General features: G+C 63.2%; 20 protein-coding genes. 5 read left to right on the forward strand and 15 right to left on the reverse strand.

Annotated features, from left to right (window positions below; genetic code table 11):
- Positions 1-45: 45 nt before the first annotated feature.
- From MOV80_RS13785 to hemF, 7 genes are all read right to left on the reverse strand, one after another.
- Positions 46-1089 carry a bifunctional UDP-4-keto-pentose/UDP-xylose synthase gene (locus MOV80_RS13785; RefSeq protein ID WP_052051892.1) on the reverse strand — a complete coding sequence of 348 codons (1044 nt, stop codon included), beginning with the start codon at positions 1087-1089 and terminating at the stop codon, positions 46-48.
- Between the two features lie 68 nt (positions 1090-1157).
- Positions 1158-2060: a formyltransferase gene (locus tag MOV80_RS13790; RefSeq protein ID WP_107731469.1), complete on the reverse strand. Its 903-nt coding sequence runs from the start codon at positions 2058-2060 to the stop codon at positions 1158-1160.
- On the reverse strand, positions 2057-3004 hold the full coding sequence (locus MOV80_RS13795) for a glycosyltransferase (protein ID WP_019102860.1): 948 nt from the start codon (positions 3002-3004) through the stop codon (positions 2057-2059). Before MOV80_RS13795 ends, MOV80_RS13790 begins: the two co-directional genes overlap by 4 nt.
- Positions 3005-3011: 7 nt before the next feature.
- Positions 3012-4139 (reverse strand): DegT/DnrJ/EryC1/StrS aminotransferase family protein, encoded by a 1128-nt coding sequence (locus MOV80_RS13800; protein WP_043589717.1) that lies wholly within the window; start codon positions 4137-4139, stop codon positions 3012-3014.
- Between the two features lie 14 nt (positions 4140-4153).
- On the reverse strand, positions 4154-4525 hold the full coding sequence (locus MOV80_RS13805) for an SMR family transporter (protein ID WP_019102862.1): 372 nt from the start codon (positions 4523-4525) through the stop codon (positions 4154-4156).
- A 28-nt stretch (positions 4526-4553) separates the two neighbouring features.
- Positions 4554-6224, reverse strand: coding sequence for a glycosyltransferase family 39 protein (locus MOV80_RS13810; protein ID WP_019102863.1), 1671 nt, complete (start codon positions 6222-6224; stop codon positions 4554-4556).
- A gap of 126 nt (positions 6225-6350) precedes the next feature.
- On the reverse strand, positions 6351-7262 hold the full coding sequence (gene hemF, locus MOV80_RS13815) for an oxygen-dependent coproporphyrinogen oxidase (RefSeq protein ID WP_118268378.1): 912 nt from the start codon (positions 7260-7262) through the stop codon (positions 6351-6353).
- Positions 7263-7361: 99 nt separating this feature from the next.
- On the opposite strand from hemF, the gene MOV80_RS13820 reads away from it, so the two are divergent.
- A complete protein-coding gene (locus MOV80_RS13820) occupies positions 7362-7982 on the forward strand; it encodes a glutathione S-transferase N-terminal domain-containing protein (protein ID WP_043589997.1) in 621 nt (206 codons plus the stop codon).
- Between the two features lie 60 nt (positions 7983-8042).
- On the opposite strand, the gene MOV80_RS13825 is transcribed toward MOV80_RS13820, so the two are convergent.
- The 4 genes from MOV80_RS13825 to MOV80_RS13840 all read right to left on the reverse strand — a co-directional run bounded on the left by MOV80_RS13825 (position 8043) and on the right by MOV80_RS13840 (position 12298).
- A complete protein-coding gene (locus MOV80_RS13825; RefSeq protein ID WP_043589720.1) occupies positions 8043-8633 on the reverse strand; it encodes an outer membrane beta-barrel protein in 591 nt (196 codons plus the stop codon).
- A gap of 459 nt (positions 8634-9092) precedes the next feature.
- Positions 9093-9914 carry an alpha/beta fold hydrolase gene (locus tag MOV80_RS13830; protein ID WP_019100922.1) on the reverse strand — a complete coding sequence of 274 codons (822 nt, stop codon included), beginning with the start codon at positions 9912-9914 and terminating at the stop codon, positions 9093-9095.
- A 314-nt stretch (positions 9915-10228) separates the two neighbouring features.
- Complete coding sequence (locus MOV80_RS13835; protein WP_019100921.1) at positions 10229-11575, reverse strand: ATP-binding protein; 1347 nt, start codon at positions 11573-11575, stop codon at positions 10229-10231.
- A gap of 3 nt (positions 11576-11578) precedes the next feature.
- Positions 11579-12298: a response regulator gene (locus MOV80_RS13840; protein ID WP_019100920.1), complete on the reverse strand. Its 720-nt coding sequence runs from the start codon at positions 12296-12298 to the stop codon at positions 11579-11581.
- 244 nt (positions 12299-12542) lie between these two features.
- Between MOV80_RS13840 and MOV80_RS13845 the strand changes: the two genes are divergently transcribed.
- A complete protein-coding gene (locus tag MOV80_RS13845; RefSeq protein WP_043589721.1) occupies positions 12543-14603 on the forward strand; it encodes a carbon starvation CstA family protein in 2061 nt (686 codons plus the stop codon).
- Complete coding sequence (locus tag MOV80_RS13850) at positions 14603-14791, forward strand: YbdD/YjiX family protein (RefSeq protein ID WP_118268377.1); 189 nt, start codon at positions 14603-14605, stop codon at positions 14789-14791. The genes MOV80_RS13845 and MOV80_RS13850 overlap by 1 nt, the downstream gene beginning before the upstream one ends.
- Before the next feature lie 71 nt (positions 14792-14862).
- On the opposite strand, the gene MOV80_RS13855 is transcribed toward MOV80_RS13850, so the two are convergent.
- The gene (locus MOV80_RS13855; protein WP_043589725.1) at positions 14863-15888 is read right to left on the reverse strand and encodes a YeiH family putative sulfate export transporter; all 1026 of its coding nucleotides are present in this window, start codon (positions 15886-15888) and stop codon (positions 14863-14865) included.
- 117 nt (positions 15889-16005) lie between these two features.
- On the opposite strand from MOV80_RS13855, the gene MOV80_RS13860 reads away from it, so the two are divergent.
- The gene (locus MOV80_RS13860) at positions 16006-16890 is read left to right on the forward strand and encodes a LysR family transcriptional regulator (RefSeq protein ID WP_081549193.1); all 885 of its coding nucleotides are present in this window, start codon (positions 16006-16008) and stop codon (positions 16888-16890) included.
- A gap of 7 nt (positions 16891-16897) precedes the next feature.
- Here the strand turns inward: MOV80_RS13860 and MOV80_RS13865 are convergent, their stop codons facing one another.
- The 3 genes from MOV80_RS13865 to paaN are packed head-to-tail and all read right to left on the reverse strand — an operon-like array spanning position 16898 to position 20564.
- Positions 16898-18532, reverse strand: a complete 1635-nt coding sequence (locus MOV80_RS13865; protein WP_107731473.1) for a cation/acetate symporter — start codon at positions 18530-18532, stop codon at positions 16898-16900.
- The gene (locus MOV80_RS13870; RefSeq protein ID WP_019101120.1) at positions 18529-18837 is read right to left on the reverse strand and encodes a DUF485 domain-containing protein; all 309 of its coding nucleotides are present in this window, start codon (positions 18835-18837) and stop codon (positions 18529-18531) included. Before MOV80_RS13870 ends, MOV80_RS13865 begins: the two co-directional genes overlap by 4 nt.
- Before the next feature lie 59 nt (positions 18838-18896).
- Positions 18897-20564, reverse strand: a complete 1668-nt coding sequence (paaN, locus tag MOV80_RS13875) for a phenylacetic acid degradation protein PaaN (RefSeq protein WP_107731474.1) — start codon at positions 20562-20564, stop codon at positions 18897-18899.
- A 202-nt stretch (positions 20565-20766) separates the two neighbouring features.
- Between paaN and paaG the strand changes: the two genes are divergently transcribed.
- Positions 20767-21564: a 2-(1,2-epoxy-1,2-dihydrophenyl)acetyl-CoA isomerase PaaG gene (gene paaG, locus MOV80_RS13880; RefSeq protein WP_043589999.1), complete on the forward strand. Its 798-nt coding sequence runs from the start codon at positions 20767-20769 to the stop codon at positions 21562-21564.
- Positions 21565-21566 lie beyond the last annotated feature (2 nt).

Genomic DNA, 21566 nt, shown 5'->3' on the forward strand with positions numbered 1-21566 from the left:
TTCTCTATCCATCCAGCCGACGCGCAGCAGATCGCTAACAGATTCTTACTCGGACAGGTCGCGGCTGGCGGCCACTTGGTCGCGGTAGTAGTCGTAAATGCCGCGCAGCGCGTCGGCCATGGTCACGCTCGGCTTCCAGTCCAGGTCCGTCATGGTGTTGGCGATCTTGGGCACGCGGTTTTGCACGTCCTGATAGCCCTTGCCATAGTAAGCGCCGGACGTGGTTTCCTCGATCTTCACCTTGTCGGCGTTCAGTTGGTATTCCGGGTAGACGCGGGCCAGGTCCAGCATCATCGCGGACAGTTCGCGGATGGAATAGTTGTTGGCTGGGTTGCCGATGTTGTAGATCTGGCCGGAGGCCTTGCCGTCTTTATTCTCGATGATCTTCATCAGAGCGCTGATGCCGTCGTCCACATAGGTGAAGGCGCGTTTTTGATGGCCGCCGTCCACCAGCTTGATGGTCTCGCCGCGCACGATATGGCCCAGGAACTGGGTGATCACGCGGCTGGAGCCTTCTTTCGGGGTATTGATGTTGTCCAGTCCGCCGCCGATCCAGTTGAATGGACGGAACAGCGTGTAGTTCAGGCCTTCTTGCATGCCGTAGGCGTGGATCACGCGGTCCATCAGCTGCTTGGAGCAGGAGTAGATCCAGCGCGGCTTGTTGATCGGGCCGCAGATCAACTCGGAGTTCTCCGGATCGAACTCTTCGTCATGGCACATGCCGTAGACTTCCGAGGTGGACGGGAACACCAGGTGTTTCTTGTACTGCACGCACTGGCGAACGATGGGCAGGTTGGCTTCGAAGTCCAGCTCGAACACGCGCAGCGGGTTGTTCACATAGGTGGACGGAGTGGCGATGGCCACCAGCGGCAGCACCACGTCGCATTTCTTCACGTGGTACTCGATCCACTCCTTGTTGATGGTGATATCGCCTTCGAAGAAGTGGAAGCGCGGGTGGTCTTTCCACTCGGCCACGCGGTCATCGTGCATGTCCATGCCGTAGATGTGCCAGTCGGTGGTTTCGATGATGCGCTTGGTCAGGTGGTGGCCGATAAAGCCGTTGACGCCGAGGATCAGTACTTTTTTCATTGAGATTTCCTTCATCGTCCCCTGGAGGGGGACTGTGATTTGCATGTGTATTCCGTGAGTGCGCCGCTTCAGGCCAGCGTCAGCGTCTGTGTTGTCGCCGGATCCAGCGCCGCGCCGTCCAGCGTGGCGGATAGTACCTTCAAGCGGCCGCCGTCCACGGCGTCCAGCCACAGCGCGCCGTTTTCTGAGTGTAGCCGGGCCGTTTGCAATTGCTGACTGTGGCCGCCTGCGCGCAGGGTTTTCCAGATTACCAGCCGGCCGCCGTCGATGTCGGCGAAGGCGCCCGGGAACGGGTGGGTCAGCGCGCGCACGAAGTTGTGCAGATCGGCGGCGCCGGCTTGCGGGTCAATGCGGCCATCCTCCGGTTTGCGGCCGCCGAAATAGCCGCCTTGGCTCAAATCCTGTTGGCGGAATTCGGCCTTGCCGGCAAGCAGCGCCGGCAGGCTGCGGGCCAGCACCATTTCCGCGGCCACGGTGACCTTGGCGAACACTTCGTCGGCATTATCATCCGGCAAGATGGGCACCGCCATCTGATCGACGAGGGGGCCGTTGTCCGGCTTGACGTTCATCACGTGCAGGGTGGCGCCGGTTTCGGTTTCGCCATGGATGATGGCCCAGTTGATCGGCACCCGGCCGCGGTATTTGGGCAGCAGCGAGCCATGCATATTGAAGGCGCCGCGCGCCGGGCATTCCAGCAGCGGGGCTTTGAGCATGTGACGGTAATAGAAAGAGAACAGGAAGTCCGGCCGCACCGCTTGCACTTGGGCCAGCACTTCCGGCGTGTTCGGGTCGTCCGGGGTGATCACTGGTATGCCGTAGTCGCGGGCCACCTGCTCCACGCTGGCGAACCAGATGTTTTCATTGGGGTTGTCACGGTGGGTGACCACCAGCGCCACATCCACGCCGCCGCCGATCAGCGCTCTCAGGCAGCGCACGCCGACATTGTGATAAGCGAAGACCACGGCTTTCATGGTTTGTCCTTTTGCTCCAGCACCGCGCCGATCACATAGCGCGGCCTATCCCGCACTTCTTGGTAGATGCGGCCGATGTATTCGCCGAGCAGGCCGATGCCGAACAGCGCGATGCCGATCAGCAGGAAGGCGATGGCGAACAGGGTGAACAATCCGCCCACTTCCGGGCCGACGATGAAGCGCCGCAGCACCAGGTAGACCACCAGCACGCCGGAGCCGGCGGAGACCAGCATGCCCAGCAGCGAGAACAGCTGCAGGGGCACGATGGAGAACCCGGTCATCAGGTCGAAGTTCAGGCGGATCAGGCTGTACAGCGAGTACTTGGATTCGCCGGCGAAGCGCTCTTCATGGCCGACGGTGACTTCGGTCGGGTTCTGCGCGAACTGATAGGCCAGCGCCGGGATGAAGGTGTGCAGCTCGTTGCACTGATTGATGGTGTCGATGATGCGGCGGCTGTAGGCGCGCATCATGCAACCCTGATCGGTCATCTTGATGCGGGTCAGCTTTTCGCGCAGGCGGTTCATCGCGCGGCTGGCCAGGTGGCGCCACAGGCTGTCGTTGCGCTGGCGGCGGATGGAGCCGACGTAGTCGTGGCCCTTGTCCATTTCCGCCAGCAGCAGCTTGATGTCCTCCGGCGGGTTTTGCAGGTCGGCGTCCAGCGTCACCACCCGATCGCCGCGGCTGTATTCGAAGCCGGCCAGAATGGCGCGGTGCTGGCCGAAGTTGCCGTTGAACAGCACCACTCGGGTCACGTCTGGGCGCAGGTCGAACTGCGCGGCGAGCATGGCAGGGCTTTTATCGCGGCTGCCGTCGTTGACGAAGACGATTTCATAACGCACGCCCAGCGCGTCCAGCGCGGGGTAGAGGCGGTCGAACAGCGCCGGCAGCACGTCCTGCTCGTTGTATACCGGGATGACGACGGAAAGATCGATTACGCTTTTCATAGATGTTTTATACGCTCAGCACGGGCTTCAGCACGCCGCTCACGGCGGCGCACACGCGTTCCACGTCCTCGTCGGCCATGGCCGGGAACAGCGGCAGGGTGACGGTGCGGCGGCCGATGTCTTCCGCCACCGGGAAATCTCCCGGCTGGAAGCCCATCTCGCGGAACAAGGTGAACAAATGCATGGCGGGGTAGTGCACGCCCACGCCTATGCCCAGGTCTTTCATCCGGGCGATGAATTCGCCGCGGTCCATGCTCATTCGGTCCAGCGGCAACAGCGGCTGGAACATATGCCAATTGCTCTGGGCCATGTCCTCTAGCGGCAGTTCGCAGCCCAGCTGGCGGTCGAAATGGCGGAAATACAGCGCCGCCAGCTCGCGGCGGCGGGCGTTGAACCCCTCCAGCCGCGGCAACTGGCCCAGGCCGATGGCGGCGGCGATATCGGTCATATTGGCCTTGCCGCCCAGCACGTCCACGTCCATGCCGCCGTCGGCGTGGCGGGTCACGCCCTGTAGCCGAAGCTTCTCGAACAGACGGGCTTCGTCCTCGTCGTTCAGCACCAGGCAGCCGCCTTCGCCGCTGGTCATGTTCTTGTTGGCGTGGAAGCTGAAGGACACCAAATCGCCAAAGCTGCCGATGCGGCGGCCGCGCCAGTTGGCGCCCATGGACTGGGCGGCGTCCTCGATCACGCGCAGCCGATGGCGCTTGGCGATGTCGTAGAGGCGGTCGCGGTCCACCGGCAGGCCGGCCAGGTCCACCGGGATGATGGCGCGGGTGCGCGGGGTGATCGCCCGCTCCGCCAGGTCCAGGTCGATGTTGCGGCTGGCGCGGTCGGCGTCGACGAATACCGGTTTGGCGCCCACTTTCAGAATCACGTTGGCGGTGGCCACCCAGCTCAGCGGGCAGGTAATCACCTCGTCGCCGGGGCCGACGCCGGCCACTTGCAAGGCCATTTCCAGCGCGGCGGTGGCGGATGCCACCACTCGTACCGGACGGCCGCCGACATGGGCGGACAGCTCGGCTTCCAGTTGACGGGATTTGGGACCGGTGGTGATCCAGCCGGAACGCAGCACCTCGCCGACGGCGGCGATGGTGGCTTCGTCGATGTTCGGGCGGGTGAAGGGCAGGAAATCCATTTTAGCCTTTCTGCTTAGCTGCGGGCGACCAGCACCACGCCGATGATGATGACGCCGATGCCGATCAGTTTCTGAGCGCTCAGCGCTTCGCCGAACAGCCAATAGGCCAGCAGCGCGTTGACCACGTAGCCGATGGACAGCATAGGGTAAGCGATGCTGACCTCCACTCGCGACAGCGCCATGATCCATACCACCACGCTGACGACATAGCAGGACAGGCCCCCGACGATGGGCAGATTGGTGGCCAGCGACCAGCCTATCGGCAGTACGTTGGAGGCGGAAAAGTCAAAGTGGCCGATCTGGCGCACGCCGGCTTTCAAGCATAGCTGGGCGGCGGCGTTGAGCAGCACGCCGAGCAGAATCAGGCCGAATTCGATCAACTTCATAGTAGAGCGGGTCCAAAGGTTGGCGGTTTCACGGCTTGGCCACCACCAGGCGGCGCGGATCTTGGTAGACCACCCGCATCGGCAGGCCCTGGGCTTGCAGTTCCTGATAAGTGGCGGGGTCGGTCATCGCCAGCGCGCGCGGGGCGGCGTTCCAGGCGGCGACGAATTGTTCCAGTCGCGGCATCCAGCGCTGCGGCTCCTGGCTCTCGCCGAATTCAAACTCATCGACAAACTGCACCAGGGTGACCGGGCGGCCCAGATAGAAGGGGAAAGTCTGGTCGTAATAACGGACCGAGAACACCGGCGTGTCCGCATTGAGATAAGGCTGGATCTGGCGGACGATTTCCTTGCTGCCCTTCAGCCGGCCATAGCTGTCGTGGCCGGCGGCGGCGACGCTGACGGCCAGCAAGCTGCCGAAAGCCAGCCAGCACAGCGCGGCCAGCTTGTGTTCGCGGCCCAGCAAGCGCCAGGCGACAACGGCGCAGGCCAAGAACAGCAGCGCGGCGGCAGCGACGAAATGGGCGAAGCCGTGCAGTACGTCGAGCGGGATGTCCTCGGACGCGAAACGATCAACAAAGGGATAGAGAGCAAGCGCGGCCAGCCACAGCAGCAGCGCCGGCAGCAGGTGCTTCTTCAGCGCGGCGGAGGGCAAGCGCTGCAAAGTCGGCGCCAATAGCAACGCCAGCGCCGGGAACATCGGCAGGATGTAGGATGGCAGCTTGGAGCTGGACTTGCTGAAGAAGGCGAAGATAAAGACCGACCAGATCAGCAGTAGGCGGCCGACGCGCAGCCGCGCGCCAGGTTCGCGCCAGCCGTCGCGGCACAGCGTCGGCAGCAGGCTGGTCCAAGGCAGCAAGCCAAGCAGCAGATAGGGCACGAAATACCACGGCGCGCCGGTGCGTTTGTGCTCGGTGGTGAGGAAGCGTTCCAGGTGTTCGCGGATGAAGAAGAAATGGGCGAAGTCCGGGTTGCGCTGGGACACCAGAATGAACCACGGCGCGGTCAACAGCAGGAACAAGGCCAGGCCGCTCAGCCAATGCATGCGTTTCCAGAATGCCCATTGCCAGTTGAGCAGGCTGTACAGCACTAGGGTGGCGCCGGGAATCAGCAGGCCGATCAAGCCTTTGCTCAGCGTGGCGGCGGCCATCGCCGCCCAGGTGACCCACATCCAGTTACGGGTAGCGCGGGCGTCGGCGCCGTCGTGTTGTGCCAGCAGGAAGCCGCATAGCGCCACGGTCAGGAAGAAGCTCACCCCCATGTCCAGCGACAGGAAGTGGCTGTTGGCCACGATCCAGGCGCAGCTGCCGGCGGCCAGCGCAGCGTAGCGGCCGGCGTCTACGCCCCAGAGCCGGCGCGCGGTGAAGCCGCACATCGCCACGGACAGAAAGCCAGTCAGGCCCGGCCAGAAGCGGGCGGCGAACTCGTTGACGCCGAAGACGGCGAAGCTTAGCGCGCCCATCCAGTATTGCAGCGCCGGTTTTTCGAAATACAGCAGGCCGTTCAGTCGCGGAGTGATCCAGTCGCCGCTGTGCAGCATGAACAGCGACAGCGTCGCGTAGCGGCCTTCGTCCGCGTGAATCAGCCCGCGGTAGCCGAGGGTGCCGAACCAGACGACGGCGAACAGCAGCCATAGCGCCGGCTCCTGCCAGGGGCGGGCGGCGCGGCCGGAGAGCCCGGCCGAAAAATGGGGTTGATTCATGCGGAACGGATGGTCATGGGATTGTTATGGGCAGCTGCGCAAGGATACCCGATTTCGCCGTTCTTGTGATTGGCTAAACTCATGTGCGGGCTGGGGAAAACGCGGTATCCGGCTTGGCTTCGGCTCTCAGGCCAGCCAGTCGCGCGGGGTCAGGAAACGCTCGGTCAGCTCGGCTTCCGGGCTGCCCGGTTCCGGTTGGTAATCGTATTCCCAGCGCGCCAGCGGCGGCATCGACATCAGGATGGATTCGGTGCGTCCCCCGGACTGCAGGCCAAACAGGGTGCCGCGGTCCCAGACCAGGTTGAATTCGACGTAGCGGCCGCGGCGATAAAGCTGGAACTGGCGTTCGCGGTGGCCCCAGCTATCGCCTTTGCGGCGTTCGACGATGGGCAAGTAGGCGTTGGTGAAGCCGTCGCCCACCGCCTGCATGAAGCGGAAACAGGAATCGAAGCCCCAGGCGTTCAAGTCGTCGAAGAACAAGCCACCGACGCCGCGCGCCTCCTGGCGGTGCTTCAGGAAGAAATACTCGTCGCACCAGCGCTTGTAGTCCGGGTACACCTGTTCGCCGAAGGGCCGGCACAAATCGCGGGCCACGCGGTGCCAGTGCACCACGTCGGCTTCCACGGCATAGAACGGGGTCAGGTCGAAACCGCCGCCGAACCACCACACCGGCGTCTCGCCGTCCTTCTCCGCGATGAAGAAGCGGACATTGGCGTGGCTGGTGGGGATGTGCGGGTTTTCCGGATGGATCACCAGCGACACGCCCATGGCCTGAAAGCCGCGGTCGGCCAGTTCGGGACGGTGGGTGGTGGCGGAGGCGGGCAGCGCGTCGCCGTGGACATGCGAGAAATTGACGCCGGCCTGTTCGAACAGCGCGCCCTTGGCCAAGACCCGGCTGCGCCCGCCGCCGCCGCCCGGGCGCTGCCAAGCGTCCTCGACGAATTGAGCGCCGCCGTCGGCCTGCTCCAGCGCCGCGCAAATGCGGTCTTGCAGGTCCAAGAGAAAGGCTTTGACATCATTGACGCGCGGCTGGCTCATCGCAGTATCCTGAAGGCTTGAAATGGGCTGCATTGTAGCAGACGGGGCGGCGCGCGCAGGCGCTAGCCGCCCAAGCCTTGAACAAGGGAGATGCGCATCATGATTGATCTGTATACCTGGGGCACGCCCAATGGGCGCAAGATTTCCATCATGCTGGAAGAGCTGGAGTTGCCGTACGCCGTGCACGCGGTGGACATCGGCAAGGGCGAGCAGTTTGCCGAATCTTTTCTGGCCATCAGCCCCAACAACAAGATTCCGGCCATTGTGGACAGCGACGGGCCGGACGGGCGGCCGCTGGCGATGTTCGAGTCCGGCGCCATTCTGCAATATCTGGCGGAAAAGCACGGCCGTTTGTTGCCGGCTGCGGGCGCGGCGCGCTACGAGGCGCTGCAATGGCTGATGTTCCAGATGGGCGGCTTCGGGCCGATGCTGGGGCAGGCTCACCATTTTCTGCGCTACGCGCCGGAAAGCCTGCCTTACGCGCAGAAACGCTACCACGACGAGGCTTTGCGCCTGTACGGGGTGCTGGACCGACAGTTGGAAGGGCGAGATTACGTGGCCGGCGAGTACGGCGTCGCCGATATCGCGCTTTATCCATGGGCGGCGCGTCACGAATGGCATCAGGTGGATCTGGCGGCGTTTCCCCGAGTCTGGGACTGGTTCCAGCGGCTGGGCGCTCGCCCGGCGGTGCGGCGCGGCATGGCGGTGCCGGCGGTCTGAAACGCAAAACCAGCCGCGAACGCAGGGGGCGCGGCTGGCGAGTGCTGGCACGACGTGAGATCAGAAGTGGTAGCTGATGCCGGCTTTCAGCACGCTGGTGCCGGAGGTCTTGATCACGCTTTGGCCCGCCATTTGGAAGTCATTGCCGGCGATGTATTCGTATTCGCCACGCAGCGACAGGTTTTTGTGCAGCTGATACTGCGCGCCGAAACCAAGACCCAAGCGGGTGTCGTTGAAATTCTTGTTGCCAATTTGGTCGATCTTGAACTTGGTATGGACATTGTTCAGGCTGGCCTTGCCGAAAACCTCCAAATCCTGGGTCACCGGCAGAATGCCCAATACGGCGATGCGTTCGGCCTTGGTGCCGACAGAGCCGTTGCCGGTGAGGCCGTTGAAGGAGCCGTTGGCCTTGGATTTGCCGAAATCGGCGTAGGACAGTTCGGTGGCCAGGTATTGGTTGAAGCGGTAACCGGCGCCTAGTTCCCATACCGTGCCGGCGGCCTTGGCGTTTTTCAGGATGATGTCGCGGTTGCCGGACTCCGGCTTGGAGAAGTTATAACCAGTGTTGCCGAAAACGTAGAAGCCAGGATCGGCTGCATGCGCGGACAGAGCTGCCAGGCTCAACACGGAAGCGGTGATTAGTTTTTTCATTTTTGCGACTGTTTGCTTTGTTGATAACTGCAATATTGTGCGAATAAGAAGCAAGTCAGTCTGTTGAGCTTGTAAGCGCTCTTTGTGTGAAGGGTGAGGGGCTTGTGTAACGATTTGTAACAAAACAGCGCGGGCATTTGAAAGAAAAGATGCCCGCCGAAGCCGGCGGGCACGCAAAGTCACACAAAGGGAAGAGAACGGAACCGTTGCAAGACCGGCTGGGGGCCGATCCGGCTCGTGCAAACAGTTTGATTCAGTTGGTCCTGGCCTTCCATTGTTGCTCTGTTCTGGCTTGATGACGGTTGGTGACGAGGCGGCTTGGAAGTTTGCGCAGCTGTTAAATTCGGTTTTTAGTTGTGATTGCTTGCAACTTTAATTGATGGCGAGGAGGCCGGTGGGCTGGCGCGGGCAAGAAAAAAGGCAAGCGGGAAGCTTGCCTTGATTGTGAGTGCGCGGCGTTCAGGCGGCGGCGAACAGGGCCCAACCGTTTTGCTCGGCGGCGGTGGCCGGCGCTTGAGCGCGCTGGTTGAAAAACTTCAGGCTGCGCTTGAGCACTTCGCCGCGTTCATTGTCCACCATGACCATATGGTAGCTGTTGGACAAAGGCATGAAATCGACCTTGCCGCCCAGGTGGCGCTGCAGGTGATGGGCGGAACGCGGGCTGGTGATGTCGTCCTCGTCGGCATGCACGATCAGCGTCGGGCAAGTGATCTGCTCCAGCCGCGACATCAGCTGGCGGCGCAGCCCATCCACCTGGCGGATGCAGGCCAGCGGGATGTAGGCGTAGTGGAATCGTTCGCCGCGTTCGAAGCGCTGCTGGATCGCTTTGCGGATGCGGGCGTTTTTGATGCCGAAAGGTTCAACCTCCGGCACGCGCATCTTCTTGGCCAGGCCGGGAATGCGGTAGACGATGTGGCGGGCCCAAGTCAGCTTGGGCAGGCTCCAGCCGTCGAGGAACAGCGGCGGCGCGTACAGCGCGAGCCCGTCCTTGTGGTTTTCCAGCCGCGCCACTTCCAGCGCCACCAGGCCGCCCAGGCAAACGCCGGCCAGATGCACTACCTTGTGGCGCGTCTTCAGCTCCAGGTATTCCTTGCGTATGGTTTCCACCCAGTCCTGCCAGCGGACGGACAGCAGATCTTCCGGCTCGCCGCCATGTCCCGGCAGCAGCGGGGTGTGCGTGACGATGTCAGCCTCCTCCAGAGTGCGTCCAAGCGCGCCAAGGTCGTATGCGCTGCCGCCCAGACCGTGTACCAGCAGGGCGGCCGGTCGTGAAGAAACCATGGGAAATACCCGAATCCAAGTTGAGATGCTGGCATTATCCCGGCGCTTCGGTCCTGGGTCTGTTGGCTTCCTGTCCCCGCTTTGTGACGGAGCGTGACCCAATTCAGATTGCTTAACAAACTGTGGCTTTACTTTTTGCCGGCTCTGGCATCTGCGTTCCGGCACCTTTATGGAGCCAGTTCATGATCTTGCGAGCTGAGGCAAGACAAGGCGAAAACGGCTGAGAAAGCGGAATGTACGGAGGGTACACGTCCATTTATAAGCGGTACTCGCCGTGTCACGCCTCACGGCGCACAGCAGATCTTAAACAGTGCTTATTGCTGCGGCTGCATGATGCGTAGAGTAAAGCGCGCGCCGCCTAGTTCACTGGCGGCCACGCTGGCCTGGCCGCCGTGGTGTTCGGTGATCAGTTTGACGAAGGACAGGCCCAAACCGTAGCCGCCGGTGGCGCGGTCGCGGCTGCGGTCCAGGCGCAGGAAGGGTTCGAACACTTTGTCGCGCTCAGCCTCGGGGATGCCGCAGCCGTCGTCGTCGACATGGATCAGCAACTGGCCGGCGGCGTTGTGACATACCGTCAGCCGCACTTGGGCGTTGGCGTATTTGAAAGCGTTGAGCAAGAGGTTGCGGCTGGCCACGTACATCAGTTTGCGGTCGAAGGCGCCGTTGCCCAGCGCGCAGTCCAGCTCCAGCTTGATGCCGGGCGGTTTCAGCGGCGTGACCAGATCGACCAGATCGTCGAACCAGTCGTAAAGATCAACGGTTTCCCAGTGCAAGGGCACTTCGTTGCGATTGAGCTTGGCGAACTCCATGCTGGTGTTGAACAGTTCTTCCAATTCCTGCATATCGCGCTCCATGCCTTCGCGGTAGCGCCGCCACTCCTGCTCGTCCTCTTCTTCCTCCAGCATGGTCAAGCCGAAGCGCAGCCGCGCGATCGGGGTGCGTATCTCGTGGGCGATGGCGTGAGACAAGGCCTGGCGGGTTTCCATCTGCCGCTCCAGGCGGGCGGCCATGCTGTTGAAAGCCAGGGACAAAGGCGCCAACAGCCTGCTTTTAGAAGGCTGAGCGCGGGCGCTGAAGTCGCCGTCGGCGAACACCTCCGCCTTGCGGCGCACTTCCAGCAAGTCTTTCCACAAGGGGCGCAGGCTGAAGTAGATCAGGGTGCCCAGCGTGGAGCCGGTCAGCAAAATCCACAGCAGCAGGATTTCCATGTCTTCGCTGATCCAACTGCTGTTGCTGGCCGGGGCCTCCAGGGGACCCAGCAGCAACAGGCGCGGATCACGGGGTAGCGGCACGTAAAGCAATTGATTGTCGAAGTCCAGATAGGGGCGGCCGCTCAGCAGCGCGGCGTGGCCCTCCTGCTCGAAATCGTCGGGAGGGTGGGCGATCAGTTTGACCGGATAGCTGAAGGCGCGGGCGATATCGGCCAGCTTGCCGTCCCAGTCCTTGTGCGGCGTTTGGGCCAACTGCTGGCGGATCAGCGTCACGGTGCCGTTCATGAACTGCAGCTTGCCGTCGCGGTCGCTGTTTTCGTACAGCTTGGTGACCAGGAAGCCGAAGCCGATGATGATGATCAGCTCCACCAGCATGGTGGCGAAGAAATAACGGGCAAACAGGGTGCCCAGCGACGGTTTGAGCCAGCCGCGCAGACGACGGGTGCTCATTGCTTATTCCCAGTCGCTGCGTGAGAACAGATAACCTTTGCCGCGCACGGTCTTGATCCGGGCCGGCGCGTCCGGATTGTCGCCCAGTTTGCGGCGCAGCCGCGAAATGCGCGCGTCTATCGAGCGGTCCAGTCCGTCGAAGCCTATGCCGCGCAATTCGCTCATGATGTCGTCGCGCGACAACACCTGGCCGGCGTGGGAGGACAGCAGCCACAGCAGGTCGAATTCGGCGGTGGTCAGATCAATCAGCTCTCCGTTCAGCGTGGCCTCGCGCGTGGCCTGGCTGATGCAAAACTGGCCGAAAGTGAAGCTGTCTTCGTCGGCGGCCTCGCCGTCCGCCTGCGCGCCCGGCCCGCCGCGGCGCAGCAAAGCGCGCACCCGCGCCAGCAGGCGGCGGGGTTCTACCGGCTTGGCCAGGTAGTCGTCTGCGCCTAGTTCCAGCCCCAGGATTTCGTCCACGTCCTCGTCGCGAGCCGTCATGATCAAAACCCTGCCGTTATAGCGCGGGCGGATTTCGCGGCAGACGTCGAAGCCTTCCTTGCCTGGCAGCATGATATCCAGGATCACCAAGTCCGGCTTTTCTTCCAGAATGATGGCCGGCGCGGTGTCGCCGCGGCCGTGCTGGGAGATGCGATAGCCGTGCTTGCTCAGATAGGCGCCTATCAATTCGGCTAGTCTCACGTCGTCTTCGACAATGAGAATATGGGGGGTATCGCTGTTCATGTCCGTCGACGGGATTCGGTGGTTCAAATCAAAATATTAGCACGCGGGGTTTGCCGGCGACTTTAGCATTATCGTGACTGCTATTCGTCATAAACCATTGATAGTTTTTACAAATGGCAAGGCTTGCTTGATTTTCCGGAACTATCAATCCAGAATCGGTCAGGCAAAAAAAGCCGGCCGTGGCCGTTGTCGTCGCCAGGGACCGGGGAATTAAAACGGGATAAAGAGAATAGGAACTTGCCATATGCAACAGATAAGAGAATGGGCCGTGTGGCTGGCCGTCGCCCTGGCCGGCGCAGCGGCCTTTGCCGTTGTGGCCCTCAATCGCGGCGAACCGGTCAACGCTGTGTGGCTGATTGTGGCGGCGGTGTCGGTCTACTCCATCGCCTATCGCTTTTACGGTCGCTTCATCGCCCACAAAGTGTTGGAACTGGACGCCCGTCGGCTGACCCCGGCGGAAAAATACAATGACGGCCTGGATTACGTGCCCACCAATAAATGGGTGTTGTTCGGCCACCACTTCGCCGCCATCGCCGGCGCCGGGCCGCTGGTGGGGCCGGTGCTGGCCGCGCAGATGGGCTATTTGCCGGGCACGTTATGGATCTTGGTGGGGGTGATGCTGGCCGGCGCGGTGCAGGACTTCCTGATTCTGTTCTTGTCGGTGCGCCGCGACGGCAAATCGCTGGGCGAGATCATCCGCACCGAACTGGGCGCCATTCCCGGCGTTATCGCCTCCATCGGCATTCTGATGATCATGGTGATCCTGCTGGCGGTGCTGGCCCTGGTGGTGGTCAAGGCGCTGACCGGCAGTCCCTGGGGCACCTTCACCATTGCGGCCACGATACCGATTGCCCTGTTCATGGGCATCTACACCCGCTACATCCGGCCGGGCAAAATCGGCGAGATTTCCGTCATCGGCTTTATCCTGCTGATGCTGGCTATTGTTTACGGCGGAGACATCGCCAAGAACGAAACCCTGGCTCCGTTGTTTACCCTGAGCGGCACCGCGCTGGCCTGGACGCTGATCGGCTATGGTTTCGTCGCCTCGGTGCTGCCGGTGTGGCTGCTGCTGGCGCCCCGAGATTATCTGTCCACCTTCCTGAAAATAGGCACCATTGTCGGCCTGGCCATCGGCATCATGATTGTGGCGCCCAATATGCACATGCCTGCGGTGACCAAGTTCATCGACGGCAGCGGCCCGGTATTCTCCGGCAATCTGTTCCCCTTCCTGTTCATCACCATCGCCTGCGGCGCAGTGTCCGGCTTTCATGCGCTGGTGGCCTCCGGCACCACGCCCAAGATGCTTGAGAACGAAACCCATGCTCGCATGATCGGCTACGGCTCCATGCTGATGGAAAGCTTCGTTGCCATCATGGCCTTGATCGCCGCCTGCGTGCTGGATCCGGGTGTCTACTTCGCGATGAACAGCCCGGCGGCGGTGATAGGCAAGACCGCGGAGGAAGCCGCTCAGGTGATTTCCAGCTGGGGCTTCGTCATCACGCCGGATATGCTGACCCAGATGGCCAAGGATGTGGGCGAGAGCACCATCCTGTCGCGCGCCGGCGGCGCGCCGACCTTGGCGGTGGGCATGGCGCACATTCTGTCCAATGTGATCGGCGGACCGGGGATGATGGCCTTCTGGTATCACTTCGCCATCCTGTTTGAAGCGCTGTTCATCCTGACCACTATAGACGCCGGCACCCGCGTGCTGCGCTTCATGATCCAAGACCTGCTGGGCCTTGTGGTCAAGCCGATGGCCAACACCGAGTCCTGGGCCGCCAACTTGATCGCCACCGGTCTGGCGGTGACCGGTTGGGGCTACTTCTTGTATCAGGGGGTGGTGGATCCGCTGGGCGGCATCAATACCTTGTGGCCGCTGTTCGGCATTGCTAACCAGATGCTGGCCGGCATTGCGCTGATTCTGGCCACCGCGGTGCTGATCAAGATGCAGAAAACCCGCTATATCTGGGTTACCGCGGTGCCCACGCTGTGGCTGCTGGTCGTGACGCTGACCGCTGGTTGGCAGAAGCTGTTCCACGCCAGTCCCAAGATCAGCTTCCTGGCGCACGCCGACAAATTCTCCGCCGCCGCGGCCAAGGGCGAGCTTTTGGCGCCGGCCAAGAATATGGCGCAAATGCATCAGATCATCTTCAATGACTATGTGGACGCCACTTTGACGGCACTGTTCATGGCGGTGGTGATCGCCATGCTGGTGTTCGCGCTGAACGTGATGCGCAAGTCGCTGGCGGTGAAGTGGTCCACCGCCAAAGAGGTGCCGGCGGTGTTCCGTGAGGAGGGTGCGTAATGAACAAGCTATGGCAGCAATGGGCGAAAACCGCCCGGTTGATGGTGGGCGTCAAGGATTACGACGCTTACGTCGCCAGCCGCCGCCGTTTCAATCCCAATGCGGAAGTGATGAGCCGTGAGGCCTTCTTTCGCCGCTGCCAGGACGAGCGCTATGGCGGCCAGAGCATGAAGAAGTGTCCATGCTGAGTCGGGTCTGATCCGACGGCAAAAAACCGCCCGGCGCAAACCGGGCGGTTTTGTTTTGGCTTGCGCGGCGTTTAGTGCAACAGATGGCTGACGCCGAAGTTGATCAGGCCGCCGCCGACGATCAGCCAACCAAACAGGATGGAAGCAAGCAGCATCGGTTTGGCGCCGGCCTGGCGGATGGCGGAGAAGTGGGTGGTGATGCCCAGCGCGCCCATTGCGGCGGCCAGCAGCAGGTTGTCCAGCGAGACGATGGCGCTGACCCACGCGGCCGGCAGCAGGTTGAAGGAGTTGAAGGCGGCCACGGCCAGGAAGGCGACGGCGAACCAGGGGATGGCGATGCCGCTCTTCTGTTGGCGGCTGCCGTGCGGCTTGGCGGCCAGCCAGCTGGACAAGGCGATCAGGAACGGCGCCAGCATCATTACGCGTATCATCTTGGTGATCACCGCAGTGGTCATGGCCGCCTCGCTGACCGATTTGCCGGCGGCAACGGCTTGCGCCACCTCATGGATGGTGGAGCCGGCGAACACGCCGTAGTTGAACTCGGAAATGCCCAGGTGGCTAGTCCATTGATACAGCATCGGCCACAGGAACATCGCCACGGTGCCGAACACCACTACGGTGGCGACGGCTACGGCCACTTTTTCCGCATGAGCTTTGATTACGGGTTCCGTGGCCAGAATCGCGGCCGCGCCGCAGATGGAACTGCCCGCGCCGATCAGGATTACGCTCTGCTCGTCCATGCCCAAGTATTTGCGGCCGATGCGGAAAGCCAGCAGAAAGGTAGTGCACAGCACCAGGGTATCGATCAATACGCCGGCGAAGCCGACGGCGGCGATGTCCTGGAAGGTGAGTTTGAAGCCGAACAAGATAATGCCCAGGCGCAGCAGCTTCTGCTTGGAGAACTGGATGCCGTGGTGGCTGGCGACGGCGAAATAGCGGTAAACGGTGTTGCCTATCAGCATGCCGCCCAGGATGGCGAGGGTGAGCGCGGAGAAGCCCAGATGCTTCATCGCCGGCAAGTCCGCTGCGTACAGCGAAGCGACGGCGAGGGCGATGGCCAACGCCAGGCCCGGCAAAATTTGGCGAAGGTTTGTCATAAGTAAATGCCTGTTTGGTCTATGGCGAATGGTGCTAACGATACGCCCCTCGTTTTCAGTAGAGAAACGGATAAAATGGATATATATCAGTAGTAAAATCGATATTAAGGAGGCGGTATGGGCTTGAAGCTGACCCTGCGCGAACTGGAGGTTTTCGTCGCGGTGGCCGAATACGGCACCGTCACCCAGGCGGCCAACCATGTCGCCCTGACCCAGTCCGCGGCCAGCCAGGCGCTGGACAAGCTGGAAACCGGGCTCGACGTGCGCCTGTTCGACCGCATCGGCAAGCGCTTGAGCCTGAACGAGCATGGCCGGCTGCTGTGGCCCAAGGCGCGGGCGATGCTGGATGCGGCCCAGGACATGCAAAGCCTGTTCAACGCCGGAGCGATGTCTTTGAAGATAGGCGCCAGCAGCACGGTGGCGAACTATTTATTGCCACAGCAACTGGCGGCTTTCCGCGCCGCCTGGCCGCTGGCGCGGCTGGAACTGGACGTGGCCAATACCCGCGACATCGTCGACGCGGTAGCGGCGCTGCGGGTGGACTTCGGTTTCATCGAAGGGCCTTGCCACCACCCGGACTTGATTGCTCAGCCCTGGCGTCAGGACGAACTGGTGGTGTTCGCCGCCGCCGATCATCCCTTGGCGCAAGGCGAAGCGGCGCGCCAGGACCTGGCTAAGGCCGAATGGATTCTGCGTGAAGCCGGCTCTGGCACGCGCGAGGAAGTGGACCGTCTGCTGTTGCCGCACCTAGCCATGCTTAACGTGAGCATGGAGTTGGGTCATTCCGAGGCGATCAAGCACGCGGTGGCGGCCGGCCTTGGCGTCAGCTGCCTGTCGCGGCGGGTGGTGGCCGATCTGTTGCAGACCGGCGCGGTAGTGGAAGTGAGCGCCGGCCTGCCAACGCTGACGCGCACCTTGTATCAGGTGCAGCACCGCGACAAGACGCTGACCCGCGGCATGGCCGCGTTCCAGAACATGACGATGGCGGCGCTGCTGGCCTGAGCCGTGGTTAGTGTTTGCCGGTGCCTGTGCCGGCTCCCAGCCCGGTCAAAGCGCGAATATATTGCGCCGGGAAACGGCTGCGTTCCAATTGCCCCTGGGACGAGCGGTCGCAGACTGACAATAGCCAGGCGCAGGCGAAGGCCGCGCTCATGGAAAACAGCGCCGGGTTGGCGTAGGGGAAGATAGCTCGTGGATGGCCCAGGATGTCCACCCACACCATAGGCCCCAGCACTAGCAAGGCGATGGCGGAGACCAGGCCGGCCAGGCTGCCGGCCACCGCGCCTCGGGTGGTGAGCCGGGGCCAGAACATTGCCAGAAACAGCACCGGAAAATTCACCGAGGCGGCAATCGCCAGCACCAGGCCGGACAGGAAGGCGATGTTCTGCTTTTCGAACAACAGCCCCAGCAGGATGGCCAGCAGTCCTATCACCAGCGTCGCCAGCCGCGACACCCGCATTTCCTCCGCATTGCTCACCTTGCCCTGGCGCAGCGCCACCGCGTACAGGTCATGAGACACCGCCGACGCGGCCGACAAGGCCAGGCCGGCCACCACGGCGAGAATGGTGGCGAAGGCCACCGCCGACACCAGACCGAGGAACAGATTGCCGCCCACCGCCTGGGCCAGGTGCACCGCCACCATATTGGCGCCGCCGACAATGCCGCCGCCTTCGTCGCGAAAGCCGGCGTCGCCGCCGACGATGAGGATGGCGCCAAAGCCCACCAGGATCAGCAGCAGGTAGAAATAGCCGATGAAACCGGTGGCGTAGAACACGGACTGGCGCGCGGCGCGGGCGTCGGCCACGGTGAAGAAGCGCATCAGCACGTGGGGCAGGCCGGCTGTGCCGAACATCATGCCCAAGCCCAGGGAGACTGCGTCCACCGGATTGGACACCAGGCCGCCAGGCGCCAGGATGGCCTGGCCGCGAAGCTCGGCGGCGGCGGCGAACATCGCCTCGCTGCTGTAGCCGAAGCGCCGCCAGACCATGAAGGCCATGAAACTGGTGGCCGACAGCAGCAGCACCGCCTTGACGATCTGCACCCAGGTGGTGGCCAGCATGCCGCCGAACATCACGTACAACACCATCAGCACGCCGACGATGACGACGGCGCTCAAATAGCTGGCGCCGAACAGCAACTCTATCAACTTGCCGGCGCCCACCATCTGCGCCACCAGATAGAGTAGCGCCACCGTCAGCGTGCCGCAGGCGGCGGTGATGCGCACCGGTGTCTGGCTCAGCCGGTAGGACACCACGTCGGCGAAAGTGAAGCGGCCCAGGTTGCGCAGTCGTTCGGCGATCAGGAACATGATGATGGGCCAGCCGGCCAACACTCCCAGCGCATAGATCAGGCCGTCGTAGCCCTTGCTGAACATCATTGCGGAGATGCCGAGGAAGGACGCGGCGGAGATCATGTCGCCGGCGATGGCCAGGCCGTTCTGCAGCGGGCTGACGCCGCCGCCGGCGGTGTAGAAGTCGGAGGCGGAGCGGGTGCGGCGCGCGGCCCAGCCGGTGATGAACAGGGTCAGCGTCACGAACAGCAGGAACATCAGGATGGCGTTCCAGTTCAAGGGGCGCTGCGCGCCGGCCTGGGCCCAGGCCGGGAAGGCCAAGGTCAGCGCCGATATGGCGAGGAGGGCTCTCATGGCTGGCACTCCCGCAGGACTTCGTCGTTCAGCGGGTCCAGCCGCTTGTTGGCCTGGCGCACGTAGATCCCGGTCAGCGCGAACGCGGCCAGGATGATGGCGACGCCCACCGGCATGCCCAAAGTGGTGACGCCGGCGCCTATGGGCCGGGCCAGCCACTGCGGCGCGAAGGCCAGCACCAGAATGAAGCCGTAATAGAGCAGCAGCATGACGGCGGTCAGGCTCCAGCCCAGCCGCGTCTTGCGGCTGGCCAGTTGTTGAAAGGCGGGGTGGTTCAGAATCGCTTGCTGTTGTTGTGGTGTCATGACGCGGCTCCGTTCGTGAGTCTGGCGGGCGACGCCCCGGCCATGGCCGGGGCCGGGGATCAGCCGAAGCTGCGGGTCTGCGCCACGCGGAAGCGGTTGGCGACGAAAGCGCTGTCCGACAGGCTGGCGTTGGCCGCCGGGTTGCCGCCGCTGCCGTGGAAGTCGCTGAAGGCCGCGGACTGGTTGACCATCACCGCGCCGGTGAAGTTGAGCGCCAGCGACACGCAGGCGTTTTCCGCCGCCTGCCGGGCCTGTTCCCGCACCTGCTGGTCCGTGCTGTAGACCGAGAAGCTCAGAGCGCCGCAGCGGCGCATGAGGTCTTCCGCCTGACGCAGCGCGGCGGCGCTGTCCGGCGCCTGGATCAGGAAGCTGATCGGCCCGAAGTGTTCCTGCTCGTAAATGGCGCGGTCTTCCATCGACAGCTGGCGCAGCAACGGAGTGCGCACTTCGGCTTCCGGGTAGTGCGGGTGGCTCAGCCTCCGGCTGTCCAGCGCCGGCTGGCCCAGCGCGCGCGCCGCCTCCAGCCTTTGCAGCACGCCGGGGTTCTGGATCGCGCCCAGCAGCTCCACCGCCTTGGCCGGCTCAGCGCACAGCGCCTCCAGCGCCGCGCACAGGCCCGCCACCGTCTGCTGGTAGGACAGTTGGCCTTCGGGAGTGTGGATGCCATCGGCCGGGATGAAGATGTTTTGCGGCGCGGTGCACATCTGGCCGCTGTACAGCGCCAGCGATAGCGCGAGATTGCGGCACAGACCGGGGAAGTCGGCGGTGGAGTCCAGCACCACGCAGTTGACGCCGGCTTTTTCGGTGTAGACCTGGGCGTGACGGCATTGGCTCTCCAGCCACTCGCCGTGAGCGCTGCTGCCGGTGAAGTCGATCAGCTTCACCTCCGGCCGTTGCGCCAACAGGCTGGCCAGCGGCTCGCCGTGTTGATTCGCCGCCAGCAGCACGGTATTGGGGTCGAAGCCGGCTTCGGCCAGCACCTCGCGGGCAATGCGCACCGTCAGGGCCAGCGGCAGCACCGCGCCGGGATGCGGCTTGACGATCACGCTGTTGCCGGTGGCCAGGCTGGCGAACAGCCCGGGGTAGCCGTTCCAGGTGGGAAAGGTGCTGCAGCCTATCACCAGGCCGACGCCGCGCGGGATTACCTTCCAGTTTTTCTCCAGCACCAGCGGCTCGTGCTTGCCTTGTGGTTTGCTCCAACGGCAGCGATCGGGAATGGCCGCCATTTCGCGCCATGCGTAGGCCACCGCTTCCAGCGCGCGGTCCTGCGCATGCGGGCCGCCAGCCTGGAAGGCCATCATGAAGGCCTGACCGGTGGTGTGCATCACCGCGTGGGCGATTTCAAAGCTGCGGCGGTTCAGCCGCTGGAGTATCTCCAGGCAGACGCCCACCCAGGCCTGCGGGCCGGCTTGCCGCCACGTTTGCAGCGCCGCGGTGGAGGCGCTCAGCAAGGCGTCGGCGTCGTGGCGCGGATAGCGGATGCGCAAGGCGCCGCGATAGGGGGAGCGCTCGCTGCCCACCCAGCCCTGGCTGGGCGGCAGACCATCCAGTGAGAAGTCTTGTTGCAATAAAGCCTCAAACGCCGCCTGACCGTCGGCGGCTGCGGTTTCGCCGTAGCTCCTGGGGCTGGGCATTTCCGGGTACGGCGACCAGTACTGGCGTTCACGCAAGGCCTGTAGGGCCTGGTCTAAGGTGGCTTGATGCTGCTGGAACAATGGGTGAGACATGGAGCTTCTCCTCGGGCGGAGGGATGAGAGGCCGGCCTGAGCCATGCCAGCGACAGGACCGGGTGCGGCAACAACAGTTTTAGCGCGCTGTCATTGATGTGGGTCAGCTTATAATTGATTTTCCGGTCGGTCAATGATAGCGTTTGCCGCATGTGAAGGCTTGGCCGGTTGCGCCATGGCCGCGATCAAAAAGGGGGCATGCATGCAGACAACGGAAACGAGCGTTGAATTGAGCCTGGAGGCCGGCGTGGCGACCTTGACTCTGAACCGGCCGCAGCGCCTGAACAGTTTCAATCCGGCGATGCATCAGGCTTTGGCGGCGGCGCTGGACCGCCTGCGCGACGACGTAGAGGTCCGGGTGTTGGTGTTGACCGGTGCCGGGAGGGCATTTTGCGCCGGCCAGGATTTGAGCGACCGGGCGGTGCTACCTGGGCAGCAGGCGGTGGACCTGGGGCAGTCCATCGAGGACTACTACGCGCCGCTGGTGCGGCGGCTGCGCGACATGCCCAAGCCGGTGATCGCCGCGGTCAACGGCGTGGCCGCCGGCGCCGGCGCTAACATCGCCTTGGCTTGTGACTTGGTGATCGCCGCGCGCTCGGCGCGTTTTACCCAAGCGTTCAGCAAGGTTGGCCTGATGCCGGATTCAGGCGGCAGTTACTGGCTGCCGCGCCTGCTGGGCCAAGCTCGGGCGATGGGATTGGCGCTATTGGCCGAGCCATTGCCGGCGGAACAAGCAGAGGAATGGGGGCTGATCTGGCGTTGCGTAGACGACGAGGACTTCCCCGCAGCGGTGAGGCAACTCGCCGAACAGCTGGCCGGCGGGCCGACGCTGGCCTACGCGCGGATCAAGCGGGCGCTGCAAGCATCCGAGGGCAACAGTCTGGAACAGCAGCTGCAACTGGAGCGCGATACGCAGCGCGAGCTGGGCTTCAGCGCCGATTACCGCGAAGGCGTGGCGGCCTTCCTGGCCAAGCGGCCGCCGCGCTTTGGAGGGCAGTGATC

The sequence above is a fragment of the Chromobacterium sp. IRSSSOUMB001 genome (genome assembly GCF_023507765.1).
Lineage (GTDB): Bacteria > Pseudomonadota > Gammaproteobacteria > Burkholderiales > Chromobacteriaceae > Chromobacterium > Chromobacterium haemolyticum.